The sequence below is a fragment of the 'Cynodon dactylon' phytoplasma genome (genome assembly GCF_009268075.1).
GTDB lineage: Bacteria > Bacillota_I > Bacilli_A > Acholeplasmatales > Acholeplasmataceae > Phytoplasma > Phytoplasma cynodontis.
Genome location: NZ_VWOH01000003.1, coordinates 611 through 17,359, shown reverse-complemented (window position 1 = coordinate 17,359; position 16,749 = coordinate 611). Strand labels below are relative to the sequence as shown.

The 16,749-nt window shown below is 18.2% G+C and carries 15 protein-coding genes; 5 read left to right on the top strand and 10 right to left on the bottom strand.

Going from position 1 to position 16,749, the window contains the following annotated elements; genetic code table 11:
• The first annotated feature begins 474 nt into the window (after positions 1 to 474).
• Together F1741_RS01570 and F1741_RS01565 are read left to right on the top strand one after the other, a co-directional pair.
• On the top strand, positions 475 to 1,377 hold the full coding sequence (locus F1741_RS01570) for an AAA family ATPase (protein WP_152309858.1): 903 nt from the start codon (positions 475 to 477) through the stop codon (positions 1,375 to 1,377).
• A 541-nt stretch (positions 1,378 to 1,918) separates the two neighbouring features.
• Positions 1,919 to 2,632 (top strand): hypothetical protein, encoded by a 714-nt coding sequence (locus tag F1741_RS01565; RefSeq protein WP_152309857.1) that lies wholly within the window; start codon positions 1,919 to 1,921, stop codon positions 2,630 to 2,632.
• A gap of 1,059 nt (positions 2,633 to 3,691) precedes the next feature.
• Here F1741_RS01565 and F1741_RS01555 read toward each other — a convergent pair.
• On the bottom strand, positions 3,692 to 4,114 hold the full coding sequence (locus F1741_RS01555) for a hypothetical protein (protein WP_152309855.1): 423 nt from the start codon (positions 4,112 to 4,114) through the stop codon (positions 3,692 to 3,694).
• 1,386 nt (positions 4,115 to 5,500) lie between these two features.
• Between F1741_RS01555 and F1741_RS01550 the strand changes: the two genes are divergently transcribed.
• Complete coding sequence (locus F1741_RS01550; protein WP_152309854.1) at positions 5,501 to 6,103, top strand: hypothetical protein; 603 nt, start codon at positions 5,501 to 5,503, stop codon at positions 6,101 to 6,103.
• Positions 6,104 to 6,869: 766 nt separating this feature from the next.
• On the opposite strand, the gene F1741_RS01545 is transcribed toward F1741_RS01550, so the two are convergent.
• The 9 genes from F1741_RS01545 to F1741_RS01510 all read right to left on the bottom strand — a co-directional run bounded on the left by F1741_RS01545 (position 6,870) and on the right by F1741_RS01510 (position 14,453).
• Positions 6,870 to 7,349 (bottom strand): hypothetical protein, encoded by a 480-nt coding sequence (locus tag F1741_RS01545; protein WP_152309853.1) that lies wholly within the window; start codon positions 7,347 to 7,349, stop codon positions 6,870 to 6,872.
• Between the two features lie 772 nt (positions 7,350 to 8,121).
• Positions 8,122 to 8,496: a hypothetical protein gene (locus F1741_RS01540; RefSeq protein WP_152309852.1), complete on the bottom strand. Its 375-nt coding sequence runs from the start codon at positions 8,494 to 8,496 to the stop codon at positions 8,122 to 8,124.
• Positions 8,497 to 8,704: 208 nt separating this feature from the next.
• On the bottom strand, positions 8,705 to 9,175 hold the full coding sequence (locus F1741_RS01535; RefSeq protein WP_152309851.1) for a hypothetical protein: 471 nt from the start codon (positions 9,173 to 9,175) through the stop codon (positions 8,705 to 8,707).
• A gap of 265 nt (positions 9,176 to 9,440) precedes the next feature.
• A complete protein-coding gene (locus F1741_RS01530) occupies positions 9,441 to 9,845 on the bottom strand; it encodes a hypothetical protein (RefSeq protein WP_152309850.1) in 405 nt (134 codons plus the stop codon).
• A gap of 1,228 nt (positions 9,846 to 11,073) precedes the next feature.
• Positions 11,074 to 11,556, bottom strand: a complete 483-nt coding sequence (locus F1741_RS01525; RefSeq protein WP_152309849.1) for a hypothetical protein — start codon at positions 11,554 to 11,556, stop codon at positions 11,074 to 11,076.
• Positions 11,557 to 11,702: 146 nt separating this feature from the next.
• Positions 11,703 to 12,074, bottom strand: coding sequence for a hypothetical protein (locus tag F1741_RS01520; RefSeq protein ID WP_152309848.1), 372 nt, complete (start codon positions 12,072 to 12,074; stop codon positions 11,703 to 11,705).
• 860 nt (positions 12,075 to 12,934) lie between these two features.
• Complete coding sequence (locus F1741_RS02265; RefSeq protein ID WP_193310880.1) at positions 12,935 to 13,090, bottom strand: hypothetical protein; 156 nt, start codon at positions 13,088 to 13,090, stop codon at positions 12,935 to 12,937.
• A 402-nt stretch (positions 13,091 to 13,492) separates the two neighbouring features.
• On the bottom strand, positions 13,493 to 13,795 hold the full coding sequence (locus F1741_RS01515) for a hypothetical protein (RefSeq protein ID WP_152309847.1): 303 nt from the start codon (positions 13,793 to 13,795) through the stop codon (positions 13,493 to 13,495).
• 31 nt (positions 13,796 to 13,826) lie between these two features.
• Entirely contained in the window at positions 13,827 to 14,453 is a 627-nt protein-coding gene (locus F1741_RS01510) for a hypothetical protein (RefSeq protein ID WP_152309846.1), read from the bottom strand.
• An 864-nt stretch (positions 14,454 to 15,317) separates the two neighbouring features.
• Here F1741_RS01510 and F1741_RS01505 point away from each other — a divergent pair.
• Both F1741_RS01505 and F1741_RS01500 read left to right on the top strand, forming a co-directional pair.
• Positions 15,318 to 15,716 carry a hypothetical protein gene (locus F1741_RS01505; protein ID WP_152309845.1) on the top strand — a complete coding sequence of 133 codons (399 nt, stop codon included), beginning with the start codon at positions 15,318 to 15,320 and terminating at the stop codon, positions 15,714 to 15,716.
• A gap of 411 nt (positions 15,717 to 16,127) precedes the next feature.
• Positions 16,128 to 16,748, top strand: a complete 621-nt coding sequence (locus F1741_RS01500; protein ID WP_152309844.1) for a hypothetical protein — start codon at positions 16,128 to 16,130, stop codon at positions 16,746 to 16,748.
• Position 16,749 lies beyond the last annotated feature (1 nt).

Genomic DNA, 16,749 nt, shown 5'->3' with positions numbered 1-16,749 from the left:
ATGAAAGAAGGAGTTTTTTTCAATAAATGTTAAGAATATTAAAAACTAAAAAAAAAATTTTATTTTATTATTTTTTTATTTTGGGTAATTTTTATTTTTAAAACAAATTCTATTTATTCAAGTAAAAATTTTTTTTCATGTTTTTTAAATCAAAAAAAAGAAAAAAAATTAGAAAATTATAATAATATAAAAGAATTAGAAAATAATATAAAAGAATTATTTGAAAAAAATAAAAAAATAGAAATTAAATTTTTCAATTCCGAAATTGAAAAAAATAAATTCACCCAAGAGAACAATAAAAAACTAAAACAAAAAATAATCGATATAGAAGAAAAAATAAAAAATTCTTTCAACACAGAAAAAAACAAATTTAGATTTAGAAAAAAAAATATAGAACAAACATATAATAAAGAAAAATATTTTTTTGAATTTATAAATCAATTAAATATAAAAATTGAAAATATTGATAATAGAATGAAATCGATAACAAAAAATAATTTAAAAGAATATACAAATTTATTAAGTTTTAAAGATTTTTTATTAAAACAAAAAAAATTTTTTGAGGAAAAAATAGTATCTTTATCTTCAGATCAAAATAATATTAAAATTACTTTGAACGACATTTATGGTTTAGAAAAAGAAAAAGAAATAATAAGAGATTTGATGTTTTTTTTAAAAATAAAAGATAATGAAAACAATCTGCCTATTAATTTTAATTATGTAAAACCTAGAGGATTTTTATTATATGGACCTTCTGGAATAGGTAAAACTTTCTTAATAAAAGCTTTAAGTAACGAATGTAACGATCAAAACAATTATGTGCATTTTTTTTACGTAGATCCTGCTATGTTCCAAAGTCAATATGTTGAAGCAAGTGAGGTAATGATAAATAATTTTTGTAAAAAAATCGAACAATATAAAAAAAGTATTGTCTTTATAGATGAAATAGATGTTTTTTCTAATAAGGATAACAAAAATAAAACTTCCATTTATGGCATTACTGATATATTAATGAATAAAATAGATGGTTTTAAAGATAATGAACAAAAAATTATTGTCATTGGAGCAACTAATAACTTAAATAAAATAGACAAATCCTTAAGAATTCGTTTTGATAAAGAAATTTATATTGGCTTTCTTAAAAATAAAGAAATTGAAGAATTTTTAAAACATATTGTTTTACCTTTAGATATAAGTTATGAAGCTTTTATTTATTTAAAAGAATTGGCTACTGAATTTTATGATAAAGAATATTCAAATAGAAAGATAAAATCTATTATTGATTCAGCTTATATTAAAACAGCTAAAAATAAACGAAAATCAATGTCAGCTTCTGATCTTAAAGAAGCATTTGAAGAAATGAATAGAAGAATATAAAATAAATCAAAAATAAAAAAATCATCTAAAAAAGGTTTGATTCGTTATTAATTCTTAAATGTCTTTAAAACTCAAGAAAATAGTTTTACCATATAACTTATTTAGTTTTAAGAAAGAATTTAAGAAAGAAATTGATCGTTATTTTTTTCTATAAAATATTAAAATTAAAGAATCTTTTAACATTTTTTAAGGTGTTTTTACCTTACATTTATTCTTATAACTTATCATTCTAAAAACTTTTCTGGAATACCAAATTTGTTAAAATTTTCAAAAAGATCTTTTTTTAATTAAAATATGAAATTTATAAAAAGAAGAATAGAAATAATTATTTTATCTTTATTAATAGAAAACATAAGAATATTAGTAAAATAAATATTAGTCAAATAGAAATGATTAACTATTTTTGATTATATTATTTTGTTTATCAAATATTATTTTTATTTAATTATTTTTATTTTATTCTGAAATTGATTAGGGTATTGATTAGATAATCTTTTTTTATTATAATAAAAAAAGATTATAATAAAAGGAGTTACATTTTGTGAAAAAAATAAAACAAATCAAAAAAACTCCTTTATTATATCGAATATTTCTATTTTTATTTTTTTTAATCTCTTTAATAATTTATTTAAAACAAGTTTTTTTTGTTAATAACTTCTTTCTTTTAATAAAAAAAACTTTTTATTTTTTTACAAATCAAAGTAATTTTTTAGTCGTTATCATTTTATTTTTAAACTTTACTAATTTTAAACAAAATAAATATTATCCTTTATTAGCTTTTATTGTTTTGATAGATATTCTATTAACAGGTTTAGTTTGGAATTTCATCGCTTCACCAAAAAATGAATTATTAGAAATCAACAAGGATTTTTTCACAATTAGTTTATTTCAACACTTATATATTCCCTGCTTTTATGTTATTTTCTTTTTTTCTCCTTTAGTACCTTTTAATCCTTTTTTTACTTTAAAACAAGCTTATTTAGCTTTAATTCATCCTTTATTTTACTTATTTTATTCTTTGATCTTGGCTTATGGCTCCCAAGAAAAAATTTATACTTATCCTTATAACTTCATGAATCCGAAATCAAAATGTAATTTAAGTAATCTTTTTTTACATTTTTTATCGTTAGATTATTACTATCAACAAAAACAAGGTTTTTTAGGTGTCTTCATTAATAATATAGTTTTATTAATCATTTTAAGTATTTTTATTCTTTTTTTATATTCTCTGTATCGAAAAATTAATTTTGAATAAAAAAAATCTATGAAACTTATCCAAAAAAAAGACTATTAAATAGTTTTTTTAAAACAAAATTTGTTTCTAATAAAATTAACTTTTATATTTTTATTATCTTGCCAAACCAGATATTTATATTTTTTTGTTTATATAAAAAAAACTAATTTTGAACTGATAATAAGAAAGTCTTCGTCAAAATCTTTTTAATTTTTATCAATATAATCTATATATTCGTCACTTTGATATTTTCTAGTTTTATCCAATATTTCTTGAATGAAATTAGAAATACATATTCATCAAAATAATTACTCTGTAATTGTAACATTATTATAAATATTTTGTAGAGAAATTACTTTCTCTATGTTTTATTTGTTTCTAATTTTAGCTATGTTTTATTTGTTTCTAATTTTAGCTATAAAAAATCTTTATCTAGTGAAATTACCTTTTCATCTAAATAAGATATAAAATTGTCATATCTTATTTTATTATTTGTCATTATTACATATCTTACTTTTTTATATGAACAATTTTTAGTTAATATTAAGAACCATTTTTACAGATAGATGGTCTTATACCCAATTTGTTTTAATAAAAATCCAAATATTTTAATAAAAATAATAAAAAAACAAAAATAAAAGTTGATTTAAAATAAATATTTTCAATAATAATTAACTTACTTTTTTTTATAAATTTTTTTAAAAAAATATTAAAAATAAAAGGAGATATAAAAGAAACAAAAATTAAAATCAAAAGTCTTAATAAAATACAATCAAAATTTGCTAGAACACTATAAAAATATTCATCAATAGATAAAATAAAAAAATAAAGCAAAATACAACAATAAAAAATAGTGAAAATAAAAGTTAATATCTTAATTTTATTCAATTTTAATTTTTTAAAACCTCTTTTTTTTTCTTTCAAAAAATGTTTAATGTTTTTGAAATAATTAAATTAAATTTTATAAAAAAATAAACTTTTATAAAAAAAATATAAAGAAATTTAAAAAAAATTTTTTTATATATGTATTTTTTTTAATAAAAAAACTAAAAAAAATTTTTTAAAAATTATTTAAACATATTATTTAAACAATAGTAAAGTTTGAGAATCGCGATATTTTTGTTCTTCTTCTTGTTTTTCTTTCAAAAGTTTTTTTTCTGCCAAAATTTTTTTTTGTTGGAATTCTCTGTAAACAGACATTTTTTTTTGATATCTTTCACGTTCTTTTTCTGTTCTTTTATTTCTATTTTTTAAATAACATTTTTTACTATAATGACTTCTCATAATACTTGCTTTCGGAACAAAATGAAAACTTTTTTCAATTTTACCACTTTCAATATCAAAAACAAAAGTTTCTTTTTTTACTAAATCTATTGTTTGAGAAGAAGAAGCTAATAATAAATTTTGATTATTTTGATTAATAAAAATAAAACAGAAAAATAATAAATTAAAGATGAAAATACTATAGAAAATACTATAAAATTTAAAATTAATTGATAACATGTTTTTCCTTTCTGTATTTTTAAATTTTTTGAATAAATAAATATTTTATAGAATAAATTATGTAAAAAATAAGATTTTTTATTCAAAACAAGCTAAAAAACCCAAATAGATACTATTAATAATTCTAAATAACAACACATAAAATTTTTCACCTATACTATTTTTTTCTAATTTTTTATTTTTAAAAAACAAATAAATTTTATCAAAATATAGAAAAAAAACAAAAAATTTGTTTATATATTTTTTGGTTAAAAGATTTTTATAGATTTTTTTCGAAATTTGATAGAAATATGACTATTTTTGAGTAAATATCAAGAGAAGTTGGATTTTAAACCCAGTTTTACCGTCGAAATTTTTAGTTTTTATTTATATTTATCAAAAAAATATTTTTTATAAAGAAATAATATATTTGAACTTTATAGACTGAACAAAAAAAATGTTACTAATGATAGAAGTTCAGAAAAATTCAGTCTGAAATTAGGCGAAAATGTTTGTAAAAAAATCACTAGAAAGAAAATACCTTAAAAAAAACTAGTTTTTTTGATCTTTTTACTTTAAAATAGTATTGCTTCATAATAATTATCACTTTAGAATTAGATATTAGGAATAAATTGATTACAAAGACAGAAATTACTCAAAATAATAAAAAAATAGCTATTCTAAGCACTAAAATAACTATCAGTTTGATGATTTGTTTTTGTTTTATTTGTTTTAAATTATGGTAGCTCTTATTATTATGAATTTTTTTCCTTTAGATAAACGTCCTTTTAAACAAATCTCTATTACTTATTCCCAAACCTCAAATTAAAGAAATCCAAAAATACCCAGAAAAAAACCAAACCATGATTGAAAAAACTTATACTTTCTATTATTTCAATAGATTAGGATGATACTATCAAAAAGAATGGTAAAAAGAATTAAAAGAACCTTCAAAAACTCCAAATAAGGATTTAATTATATTGTTAAAAACCGTATTCTACTAATGCAACAAGACCAGACAGAACCAAAAAATTATTTTTCCTTTTGTAAAAAAACCCTTTCAAAGAATGGAACGATAATGATTATAGTGGTGTATCGACATCGGTATTGAATAGCGCTACTCTGATGATAAGAAAAATATTAATTAAATTCAGTATTAATTCAATATATCAAATTTTCTAAATGTGATGAAATTACCGGCTAATTCTATTTTCATTTTGCTGGTCCTCAATACTTTTTAGAGATAGATGAAGATTATTACATTGATGATGCTGGTTTACCTTATTATAATTATTATAAAAAAAATAACTACCACAAAAAATTATTATTTATACTTTAACCCTATAAGCAAAAATTTAAGTTTGTATATGAAAAAGCTTAACGCTATAAATATAAAAAAGGAGTTTAATGCAAAATAGAAAAAGAATTTTAGATTTATTTTTATGTTTTTTTAGTTTTATTATTTTAATATTGGGGTTTTTAAAAGGATATCAAAAACCTTTTTGTTCTTTTTATTTATTTACAAGACAGACTATTTTATTAATTAATCTTTATTTTTTAACTAACTTATGTTTTGCACAAGAAAATAGATATTTTTCTTTTATATGTGCCTTAGATAGTTTAATAATGATAATCATTTGTGCTCCGATTATTAAAGAAAAAACCTTATTTCAAAAAAAAACCTTCTTTAGTATAATAGTTTTTTTCTTAGAACATTATGTTTTAACTACTATTTTTGTTTTTTATTATTTAGTAATTGATCAAACCGTTTTAAAATTAAAAAAATTTTATATCGGAATAGTCCATTTATTAGTTTATTTTATTACTTCTTTATATGTTTGGAAAAAATATCATCATTATCCTTATGAATTTTTAAATCCCCAACATCATTTCTTTTTTTATAAAATAATTGTTTTAAGTGTTTTAATTGTTTGCATAGCGTTCTGGTTAATTTATCTTAAAAACCAAAAAATAAAGCGGTCATCTAGAACATTATTTAAGCATAAATGAACTGCTTGAACTGCTCCAGTCTGACCCAGTCTGACCCAGTCTGAACGGTACTGATACAAAGATACAAAAAAAGCTAAGCTTTTTTATTTAATAAATAAAAACAGCTTGGCTTTTTTTCTTTTGGCTAAAGTGAGGTTGTGAATGAAAAGGAGTTTAACGAAAATGAACGTTTGTGAAGTATTATTGAATCTAAATAATGATATATGTTCTTTGTTTTTTACCCCATAAAATAATTTATTTTTATCTAATTCAAAAGATTTTAGTTAAAGAAGTCATATTAATGTATCAAAATCACATAAAAAAAATTTTTCAAGTGTTTTATTTTGAAAAACTTTATATCTTTTATACTTTATAACTTAGTAATTTAAATTTTGTTATCTTATATCATTTTACTAATATTTTTTTATTGTATTCTTTTACTTTTTTTCTAACATTTTCTTTATATTAAATATTTTTATTTTTTATTATATTTTAATTTTTTATTATGTTTTCAAAACAAAAATAAAATAAAGAAATAATTAGTAATAAATTAAAGATTTTTAACAAAAAAATAATAAATTATTTGTTTTTTTATGCAAAAAACTCCAAATATACGAAATTTTCAATCATATAAATAGATTCATTTTTATTATATTAAAAAGCATTTTGCTCAAAAAAAACATTTTCTTATTTTTTTATTAATTAATTTTTGTAAATTTTATAATTTAGTTTAACAATATCTTTGATATTTTTATAACATATTTTAAATTATATGTGATTTAAAAAATTATCTTAAAAAAGGTTCACCGAAAAAAAAGAAATTATATGTTAATTCGCTTCTTTCAATAGAAACACTAAAAAGAATTGCAGATAAATAACTGCAAATATTTTCAACCATTTTTTCTGGCGAAGAATCAACTTCATTTTTAAATTTCATTAAATATTCATTGAGCTTCGGAGCAAACTTTTTAGAAATTGCTTTTTGTTGATTTTCATCCATAAAATCTAAAATATTTTTTTTGAAAAACTGATAATCTTCTTTAGCAGAAATAAAATCATTAACACAATTTAAACTTTTCTGTCTTGAACTTTTTTCTAAAATTAATTCTTCTTTTGATTTATTTGATGTCATTTTTTCTTCTGAATTATTATTTTCTGATACTAAAGCGAAAACACTAGATTTTATACTAATCATTAAAATAAATAAAATAAAAAAGAATAAAATGTTTTGAAAAATAAATTTATTTTTTTTATATACAAAGTTCATTTTTAAAAAATTCCTTTTATTTTTTTATATTTTTTATATCTTTTTTATATTTTTTTAAAAAAAGATAAAACACAATATTTCCTAAAATCTTTCAATAAAATTTAGTAATAAATTGTCATAGACATTATACAAATTATTAATTATTAAGCAAACATTTTAAATTTTAAATATTTTTAAAAAATTCTTGAATACTTTGATTTCTGTAAAAATTAAATCTACCATTAATGAACCCCTATCCAAACAAATTTTTTCATCTATAATTCTCAATAATTCCATAATTTTTGCATCAGTCATTGATTTATTGAAAATAAAAATTGTTGTTTTTAAATTTTCATAATTATATTAAATTTCTAAATTTAAAAAAAACTATTAGATATTTTGATTTCTATATTATCATATATTTTATTAATAAATTCAATAAGAATTTTTTCACTAATCTATTATTCTTATTCTTAAAAGTTTTAAAATATCTTCATCAATTGTAAATTCAACAAAAAAATAGGAATATAATTTTCGAACTTTAGATTTTAATTTTATCATCTACTATATCTAAAATTTTATCTTTAAAATAAACATAATCATTTTTTTTATTTTTGGAATTTTTATATTTATTTTTATCTAAATTTGGATTATACATTATAATTGGTATTAACTAGGATTCCTTCAACATAAAAATAATTTTGATAATCTTTTAAAAAAACCTAACTAAAAAATATAATAAATATTATTAAAAAAATTTTTCTTAATAGTCTAAAAAAATTAATTAAATTATTTAATCAATTTTAATAAAAAAATCTTTAAAACAAATAACAAAAAGAAATATCAACCAAAAAATATTTGATACAAGAAAAATAGACATAGCAGTAAAAGAAACACTCATTTTTTTATTTTTAAAATAATTCTCTATTTTTTGTTTAAAACAAAAATAAATAAAGAAAAAAATAGTAAAAAAAATAGTTATTGTTAAAATGAAATACAATAAAATATTTAAAAGATAAATTATTAAATATTTATATTGATAAATAATTTTATTAATAAAAACAATTTTCGATCCAAATTTAATAAACAAAAAAAGAATTAGGAATAAAAAAATATTAGAAAGAATTAAAGTTAAAGGGCAAAAAAATATTTTTTTAATTTTTTTCAATTTATAAACTCCTCTATTTAATATTAAATTTTAATATATAATATTAATATACAATATTTTAACATTTTATAACAAGTTATTTTAAACTTTTATATGATTTACCGAAAAAAAATATAAAATTATAAATAAAAATAAAAATTTTGGATGTTATTAATTACATCCAAAATTTTTTTATTGAATATTTTAAAATATTTTTCTTTAAAAAAAATTATTCTATTTCGATTGTAAAAAATTTTTCAGTTAAATCTGTTCTATAAATATTAATATTAGTTAATATTTTTGTTAAAATTTCTAAAGAAGATTTTCTTATTTCTTCTAAATCTGATTTTTCAATGAATTGATTAATAAAAATATCTTTAACTAAATCTATTTCCTTTTTGAAAACTTTATCTAAAATTCTTTGTTTGAAAAAAACAAAATCAAGATTATCTATTGTTGGTTCATCTTTTAAACCGATTTTATCTATTTTATGATTAATAGTCTCTATTCTTTTTTGTTTTTTTTCATTTTCTTCTGACTTTGGATCTATAATTGCTTTTGTTTCTAACTCTTGAGGTTCTAAAGCATCTAAAGCGAAAACATTATTAGCTTTAAAATTAATTAAAATTAAAAAAGATAAAAAAAATGTTAAAACAAAATTTTTTAAAACAAAATTACATTTTTTGTTTACAAAATTCATTATTTTAAACTCCTTTTTTTTCAATTATGAAAAAGATTAAAAACAAAACTTTTAAATACAATGTAATAATAAAAAAAATATATCTAATTGTCTAAAAAAAAGAAACCTTTTGACTTTTTTTACTTTTTTTCAAAAAAAGAATAATATAAATTAAAATGAGTAAAAGAATAAAAAAATTTACAAAAAAAATTTTAAAATAGTTATTTTGTTCATTTTTTAAATAAAATTTGATCTATTTTTTTCTTTAAAAAAATAAAAAAATTAATTATTTAAATAATGATAAAGTTTTAGAATCGCGATAATTTTGTTCGTCTTCAGAAATAAATGTTTCTGATTTGGAATTTTCTCCAAAAATAGATTTAGATTGTTGTGTTTGAGATATTTTTTTTTTATCATTTTGTTTTACATATTTTTGTCTTTGATGATATTGTCGAAAATAATCTAATCTATCAAAATAACGACGTGATCTTGTATCATCATATTCAGAACAAATAATTTTTTGTTCAATTTGTCCGCTTTCTTCATTAAAAACAAGTTTAATTTGTTTTCTCATATTAATTTCTGAATCAGAAGAGGCAGCCCACAAAACTTTAGGAAAGCAAAAAGAAAATAAAAATAATAAAATAATACCAGAAAAAATATTATAAATTCTAAAAGATTTAATTAACATAAATCGAGAAACCATCCTTTAATTAAAAATTTTTGAAATACATAATAATTTACAATTATTTAAAAATTATTTTTTAAAAAATAAAAATTTATGATCAAAATAAATATTTATTTTTTTATCTTAATAAATTAGAATCAAAATATATTAACCAAATAATTACAACTAAAAAAACAAAAAAAACAATTATTCAAAAAAAAATATTAATAAAATAAAGTCTTTCTTTTTTTACAAATTTGATTAAAATTATTTGAAAAATATATGGTTGATTAAAAAATTAATTTCAAAACGAAAGATTTGATAAAAAAACATAAAATATTAATAAAAACATTCTTTTAGTTTCAAAATAAGGAAACCAACTTAAAACAAAAAGAAAAGAGGAATATTTTTTTATTTTAATTTTATTATTAATAAAATAATAAAAACATTTTTTTAATTTTTTAATCTTATTTTTTTACTTTATTAAAAATAAGATTAAAAAAAAACTTTTCTTATTTTTAATAAGAAGACACAATATGTTATTATATTTACTATATTTAATTTAAAATATTTTTTAAATTAAAAATTTTTTAAATTAAAAAGATTTTATTAAATAAATGGCCATCTATACCATCTAGTTTTTACTTTAATAAATAGATAACGAAAAATAAAAAATTTTTAAATTTTTTCAAAAAAATAAATAATACACATTTTTATTTATTTTTTTGTTATAAATTTTTTTATCCTTTTTTTTCTTTTTTTGTCGTATTGAAGATGATTTTCTTACATAAAATCTTTTTTATATTTTTTTGTTCTAATCTGGAAATTGGGCTATAAACCTTTTATCAGTTTCTCTATTTGGTTTGTACACATTTCATTTCAATAGCTTTTTTAATATCTAAAAAAAATTTTCTGATTTTAAGACATAAGAAATAAATTAAAATCTAAATATTCAGAAAAAAAGAATTATTAATTTTAAGATTTAGTTCTAAATCAATTTTTTCATCAAATTTTTAACTTTTATTATTAATGAAATTTTTAGAAATAACTTAAAATTATAAAAAAAGAATAGTATTTCATTATAACAAACACATTATTTTTATTAATTTAAAAATTAAAAAAACAAAAAATTAATTATTTTATCTTTTTTTCATGTTTTTGTTTATTTTTAATTTAAACAAAATAATAATTTAAATATAAAAAAATAAAATATTTCATTTGCATAAAATATTTTATATATTTTGTTTAAAATTTATTTATTTAAATCTACATTTAAATCTATATCATAATGATTGTTATTACTAGTTTTTAATCTTTTTTTTGAAGATTCTTCATTTGTTTGAATTTTATCTGTTCTTTTAAAATTTAAATTTGAAGAACTTTCTGGTAAAAAATTAATATTTTGATTATCTGTTAATAATCTATGTTGAGAATTAGAATTATTTGGTATTTTAAATTCGAAATCTGCTAAAATAAATTTAGGTTTCCAAGGTTGAAAATCTTTTTTTATAGAAGGATTTTTACTCCTTTTAATTTGTTTAATAAGTTTATCAAATTGTTCTATTTGCTGATCACTAACTTCTTCCTTATTATTTTCAACATTATTGGATGGATTTTTTTTCATAGCATATATAATATTTTTATTAATAAATAATAAAGTAAAAATTACAAAAAATAATAATTTAAACAAAATTAATAAATCAATATTATTTTTTAATTTATCTTTTAATATCATTAAATAAAACTCCTTAATATTTTAATTTAAAAATTAAAATTCATAGTATGATTTTATCAAAAGATAAATCTATTCAAAAGATAATTCTATAAAGTGAATTTTTTATTTAATCTTCTTACCACTATTAATTATTAAGTATCTTAATCTTAAACTTGTTCTTTATTATATTCATTTTTTTCTGCTTGTAATTGTTTTATTTTTTCTGTGGAATTATCTGTATTTTTTTCTTTACTATCTTCTAATTGTTCCATAAAATTGTAAAACGGTTTTAGAATTTGTTTAATTTGTTCATCACTAACTTCTTCTTCTTCACTATTTCTAATTCGATCTATTATATCATTCATTTCATGTAATGTTTCATCTTTATTTGAACTAGACTGAGACATAAATATAGCAACTAATAAACAAACAAGTAAAGCAATTAATATACCAACCACAAATCCTAATATTCCATAAAATATTCCAATAAAAAAATTTTTTATTTTTTTAAAAGGATTATATTTTTTTACTGACATCATAAAACTCCCTAATAACTTTAATTCAAACAAATAAAAAGTAAATTAAATCTATATTTATTTGCTTTCAAGTTATTATAATAACTTATGAAAAAATGTCAAATTTTATTATTTTAGACAAAAGAATATAAAATTTTTATAAATATAATATTTTTTTATTTTTTTTGAGATATTATCAGTAATTTTGCTTTGCATTTTAGATAATGAATTTTTATTTTTAAATTTTTTTATTTTATTTTTTATATTTTTTTAGAACAATTTTAAAAAATATAAAAAGATTATTATCTTAAAATAGATTTTTTTAAAAAAAATATAAAAAAAATAATAAAAGTAATTATTATTTTTCAGATTAATTTTAATTTTATCTTTTAAAAATACAAATTTTTCTTTAATACAAAATTTATCTTTTATTATATATTTAAAGTATTACAAAAAAATGTGAACAGTTGTAATCTAATCTTAATTAACTGAATTGATCCAGACTACCATATAGTTTTTAGTACGATATAAAAGTACGATATAAAAAACTAAAAACAGAATCTATAACTTCTTCTACAGTCATTTCCTTGTCTTCATCAAATTCTTTTTTAATCGATTCATGTAATCAATATATTCTTCGTTTTAGGCTTTACGAGTTTTCTCGGATATTTCTTGAATAAAATGCGGCGTACCATATTCACAAACCTTATCACTTTGTGCTATACTATCTTAGTAAATGTTTTTAGAAGATATTATTTTCTCTATATTAATTGGTTCTAAAGTTTTTGCCGCTTTAGAGCTTTTTTTCTTTAAGTATTAAATTAAAAATCTTTTTATTTCTAAAACAAGGTCTTTTATTTAACATTAATAAAACATTAAATCTTTTATCTTTTTTGCCCCACAATTAAATAATTAATTTGATTATCGTATTGTTTCATTAAATTAAGTAAAAAGGCTTGAATATCTCTTTCATTAAAACTCTTTTTTTTGTCTAAATAAGCAATAAAAATATTTTTATATTGGATTTTTTTATTTTCCATTTAATTTACCAATCCTTTTTTTGTGTGTCTTCTATACAAAAACCTAGAAACTAATTAGTAAGGATTGGTATTAACACACAACTAACTAATTTCTAGGTTTCTATGTAGAAAATACATAGAAATAAATCTATTCTTTACTTATATTTCTGAACTGCTCAGACTGGGTCACATCCGGGCAATAGGTTTTTGAACTGTTTCTGTGATTGAGTTTGAGGGAGTAGTAGGAGTATTTTTGAAATCTTTTAATTGGTATAATTCCCAACCTAGATAAGCTAAACTTCTCCAAAAAAAACAACGACTAGTTAGTTTTAAAGTTCCTACACCGATTTTTAAGAAAAGGTTTTTGGTAATGGTTTGTTTTAATATTCTGAAAAAATTAGAAAAAGATATTTTAAATTATCTTTAATTATTATTATTTCTTGTTCTTAAATATTCCAAAAGAATTCTAAAAGCTTCGTTATTTCTTCTTATTCTATTGATCAAATTTTCATTTAATATTTCTCTTGTTGTTGTTTCTTCTAATTGTTCTTGTATTCTTTGATTTATTATTAAATTATTTATATTTTTAGAAGATTGTGAATGATTATTTTTTTTATAACCTTTATCTTTAGCCCAAATAATATTAATATTGGAAAGACAAAATAAATAAATAAAAAATAAAACAATAATAAAATAAAATTTAATCTTTTGTAAAGTTAAATTCATAATAATATAATACCTCTGTTAATATTTAATTTTATTTAGTATTAAACTTCTCCGTATACACACTGAGGGTGTTTCGGACTGGATTAAAATGTAAATGATATTGTTTACGCTGAGATAATTTTTTCTGAGGATCATAAGGTAAATTAGCATCTCCAATATAATAATCTTTATCTATTTCTAAAAATTTTTTAGGTCCTTTATAATAAAAAGTAATTTGATATAAATTCTCTAATACTTTAAAATTATCAATATATGAACAAAATGATAAAGGTTCTAATGAAGATGATGAATGTTCTTGGAGAAAAGAACCAAAATATGTTTCTCCTTCTTCCCAATTTTTAAAAGGACCATAAACAACGGGTAAAAGTTCTGTAGGTTCTTTTTGATTTTGAATTCTATTTTGATAAATATCAATTAAATTAGGATTTTGGTCTGTATTTGATTTAATTTTTTCTTTTTCAAGTTGTTTTTGATAATAATTTAAACCGTTTAAACCATAAAAAACATAACTTTTAATAATCATTTCTTGATTATTTTCAAACCATTTATTCGTTTCATAAATTATAGGTTTTTCTATAGATTCAGGTTTTATTTTTCTCGGATCCTTTAATATATTATTTAAAAATATAATTAAAGCTAAAAATATTAAAAAAATCAAAAATCCTTTGAATATTTTTTTAATAATTATTAAAATGAATGTTGATATTTTTCGATGTAGAGAATATTTTATTTAATTTCCTTTCATTTTGAATTAGTTTATTTTTTCACTAACCTTATTTTAAAGAAAAAATTTTAAAAAAAATGATTAAGAAAACCAGTTTTTAAAGGTATTCCAATAATTTTCTATATCATAGTTGATTTTCGTTGAATAGTTCCACCTATTTCAGACCATTTTTGGTTTTTTAACTTTATTTTTTTTCTAATTGATGACATTCTGTCTCCATATTTGTATATTGAATTATTTTTTCTTGTAATTTTAACTATTTTAAGATTCTTAAAAAAAAATGAAATAAAAGTTTTAATTGCTTTTGACAATGATGAGGTAGGAACAAAAAACGCTTTGAAAATCAAAAAACAATTAGATAAAAGAAAAAAATAATGAATGAAATAAAAAATCCCTGAAAAGTACTCTCATTTTAAAGATGTTGATGACATTTTAAGAAAATATGACTTAGAAACGTATAAAAGAATCTATTTATAAAAAAAAAGAGCACGAGGGTTTTAAAAAGAAATAGTTTTTTTTATATATGTGTTGTGTATTTTGTGAGTCATAAATAAAAATGCAAAAAAAAGAAGAAAAAAAGTGAATCAGAAGTTTATTCGAAAAATCATTGTATAAAAAAACAAAAAATGTCATTTTGACTCATTAATCACCAATATATAATATTAATGTAAAAATTTTCTATTTATTTTTATCCTGCGATCTTTTTTTTATAAATAGATTTTTTTTAAAAAAAGTTTTAAAATTAGATTGTATTTAATTATTTTTTTGAATAAATTAAAAAAAAAGGAGTTTAAAATAATGAATTTTTTAAATAAAAATTTTAATTTATTTTTTAAAAAAATTTCTTTTATATCTTTTTTATTTTTTTTAATTTCAATTATTTTAAGATATAATTCTGTTTTTGCCTTGGAATTAAAAAATGATTTTGAACCAAAAATAGAATGTTTTGAAATTTTGTCCAATGATAATAATGATAATGAAGATATATATGTTGAATTTAGGAAAAGTGTGCTAAATACTGTCGACAAAGAAAGAAATTATTTTATTGAAAATTTTTTCATTACTTGGATTAAAAATGAATCTACTACTTTAGAAGATATAAGAAAAAATGCTGATACTAATTTAAAGGGAATTTTACAATCTAATGATTTGAAAAGAAATGCTTTGGCTCAAAATTTTTTACATACTCACTTTTAATTAATTAAAAAAATTTTAAAAAAAATTCGGCGATAGGTCTAGCCGCAAAACTGACTTCAAATATTGTCTTTAAACTTCTTATATTTTTGGCCAAATTTGTTCTAAAACCAATGAAAAACTTTTAAAGATAGAAATTTTATTAATATTTTTATTAATTTGACATCTTTTAAATTAGGTTATAATAGAGTATGGAACAAAGCCTGTTTTATTGAAAAAAAAGTATATTATGCAAGAAAAAATACTTATATAATATAATCACAATGACCTCATTTATACGCTCAAGATGTGTCGTATAACTGAGATCATTTTTTTTAAAGTTATTGTCAGTTTATAAATTAAAAAAACTATCTAACTTCTTTTTCTGGAATAGGAAAAAAAGCTAGATGGCGTAACCTAAGTGAGGTTAAAGAAATGTTAAATAAAATTCAATTTATAAGAAGAAGATTTTTTGCTGCTTCTGTTTTATTATTTTTTTTACTATTTATCGCTCGTAACTCTATCAAAGCACAACAAAATTTTGATATTGAAAAATATACTGTTAAAGACAATCTAATGATGCATGAAATGTTATTAAATAAAAAATATTTACTACATGAACTAGTTTGGGATTTCATGAAACAAATGATTAAAAGAAATAATTTTAACGAAAAAATTTTGAATCAATATCATTGTTATGAAAAATTTTTTAATTTAATAAACAAAAACGTTAGTGATTTAACTTTTTCTGATCATGTACCAACTCTTGACCAACAGAAATCAATTAAATCGCTTTTAACGATGACTGATATAATGACATCTTTTGGTAAATTTTTTCTAGATCATCTATATTCTTTAGAATCATTTAATCAAATAAAAAAGAATTTAGAAAAAGAAATGCAACAATCTGGATATGATGAAAACTATAATAATAGATTTTTGGAAATGATTAACAAAATGACTGAATTATATGATATTGAAGAAGATTATTTTAATTATTTTTTTAATATAATTCATGATCTTTCGAAAGATTTAAAAAAGACAGAAAAAATATAAG

Coding starts and splice junctions, on each gene's coding strand:
- F1741_RS01570 (WP_152309858.1), top strand. CDS start 475: ATGAAATCGATAACAAAAAATAATTTAAAAGAATATACAAATTTATTA.
- F1741_RS01555 (WP_152309855.1), bottom strand. CDS start 4,114: ATGTTATCAATTAATTTTAAATTTTATAGTATTTTCTATAGTATTTTC.
- F1741_RS01550 (WP_152309854.1), top strand. CDS start 5,501: ATGCAAAATAGAAAAAGAATTTTAGATTTATTTTTATGTTTTTTTAGT.
- F1741_RS01545 (WP_152309853.1), bottom strand. CDS start 7,349: ATGAACTTTGTATATAAAAAAAATAAATTTATTTTTCAAAACATTTTA.
- F1741_RS01535 (WP_152309851.1), bottom strand. CDS start 9,175: ATGAATTTTGTAAACAAAAAATGTAATTTTGTTTTAAAAAATTTTGTT.
- F1741_RS01530 (WP_152309850.1), bottom strand. CDS start 9,845: ATGTTAATTAAATCTTTTAGAATTTATAATATTTTTTCTGGTATTATT.
- F1741_RS01525 (WP_152309849.1), bottom strand. CDS start 11,556: ATGATATTAAAAGATAAATTAAAAAATAATATTGATTTATTAATTTTG.
- F1741_RS01520 (WP_152309848.1), bottom strand. CDS start 12,074: ATGATGTCAGTAAAAAAATATAATCCTTTTAAAAAAATAAAAAATTTT.
- F1741_RS02265 (WP_193310880.1), bottom strand. CDS start 13,090: ATGGAAAATAAAAAAATCCAATATAAAAATATTTTTATTGCTTATTTA.
- F1741_RS01515 (WP_152309847.1), bottom strand. CDS start 13,795: ATGAATTTAACTTTACAAAAGATTAAATTTTATTTTATTATTGTTTTA.
- F1741_RS01505 (WP_152309845.1), top strand. CDS start 15,318: ATGAATTTTTTAAATAAAAATTTTAATTTATTTTTTAAAAAAATTTCT.
- F1741_RS01500 (WP_152309844.1), top strand. CDS start 16,128: ATGTTAAATAAAATTCAATTTATAAGAAGAAGATTTTTTGCTGCTTCT.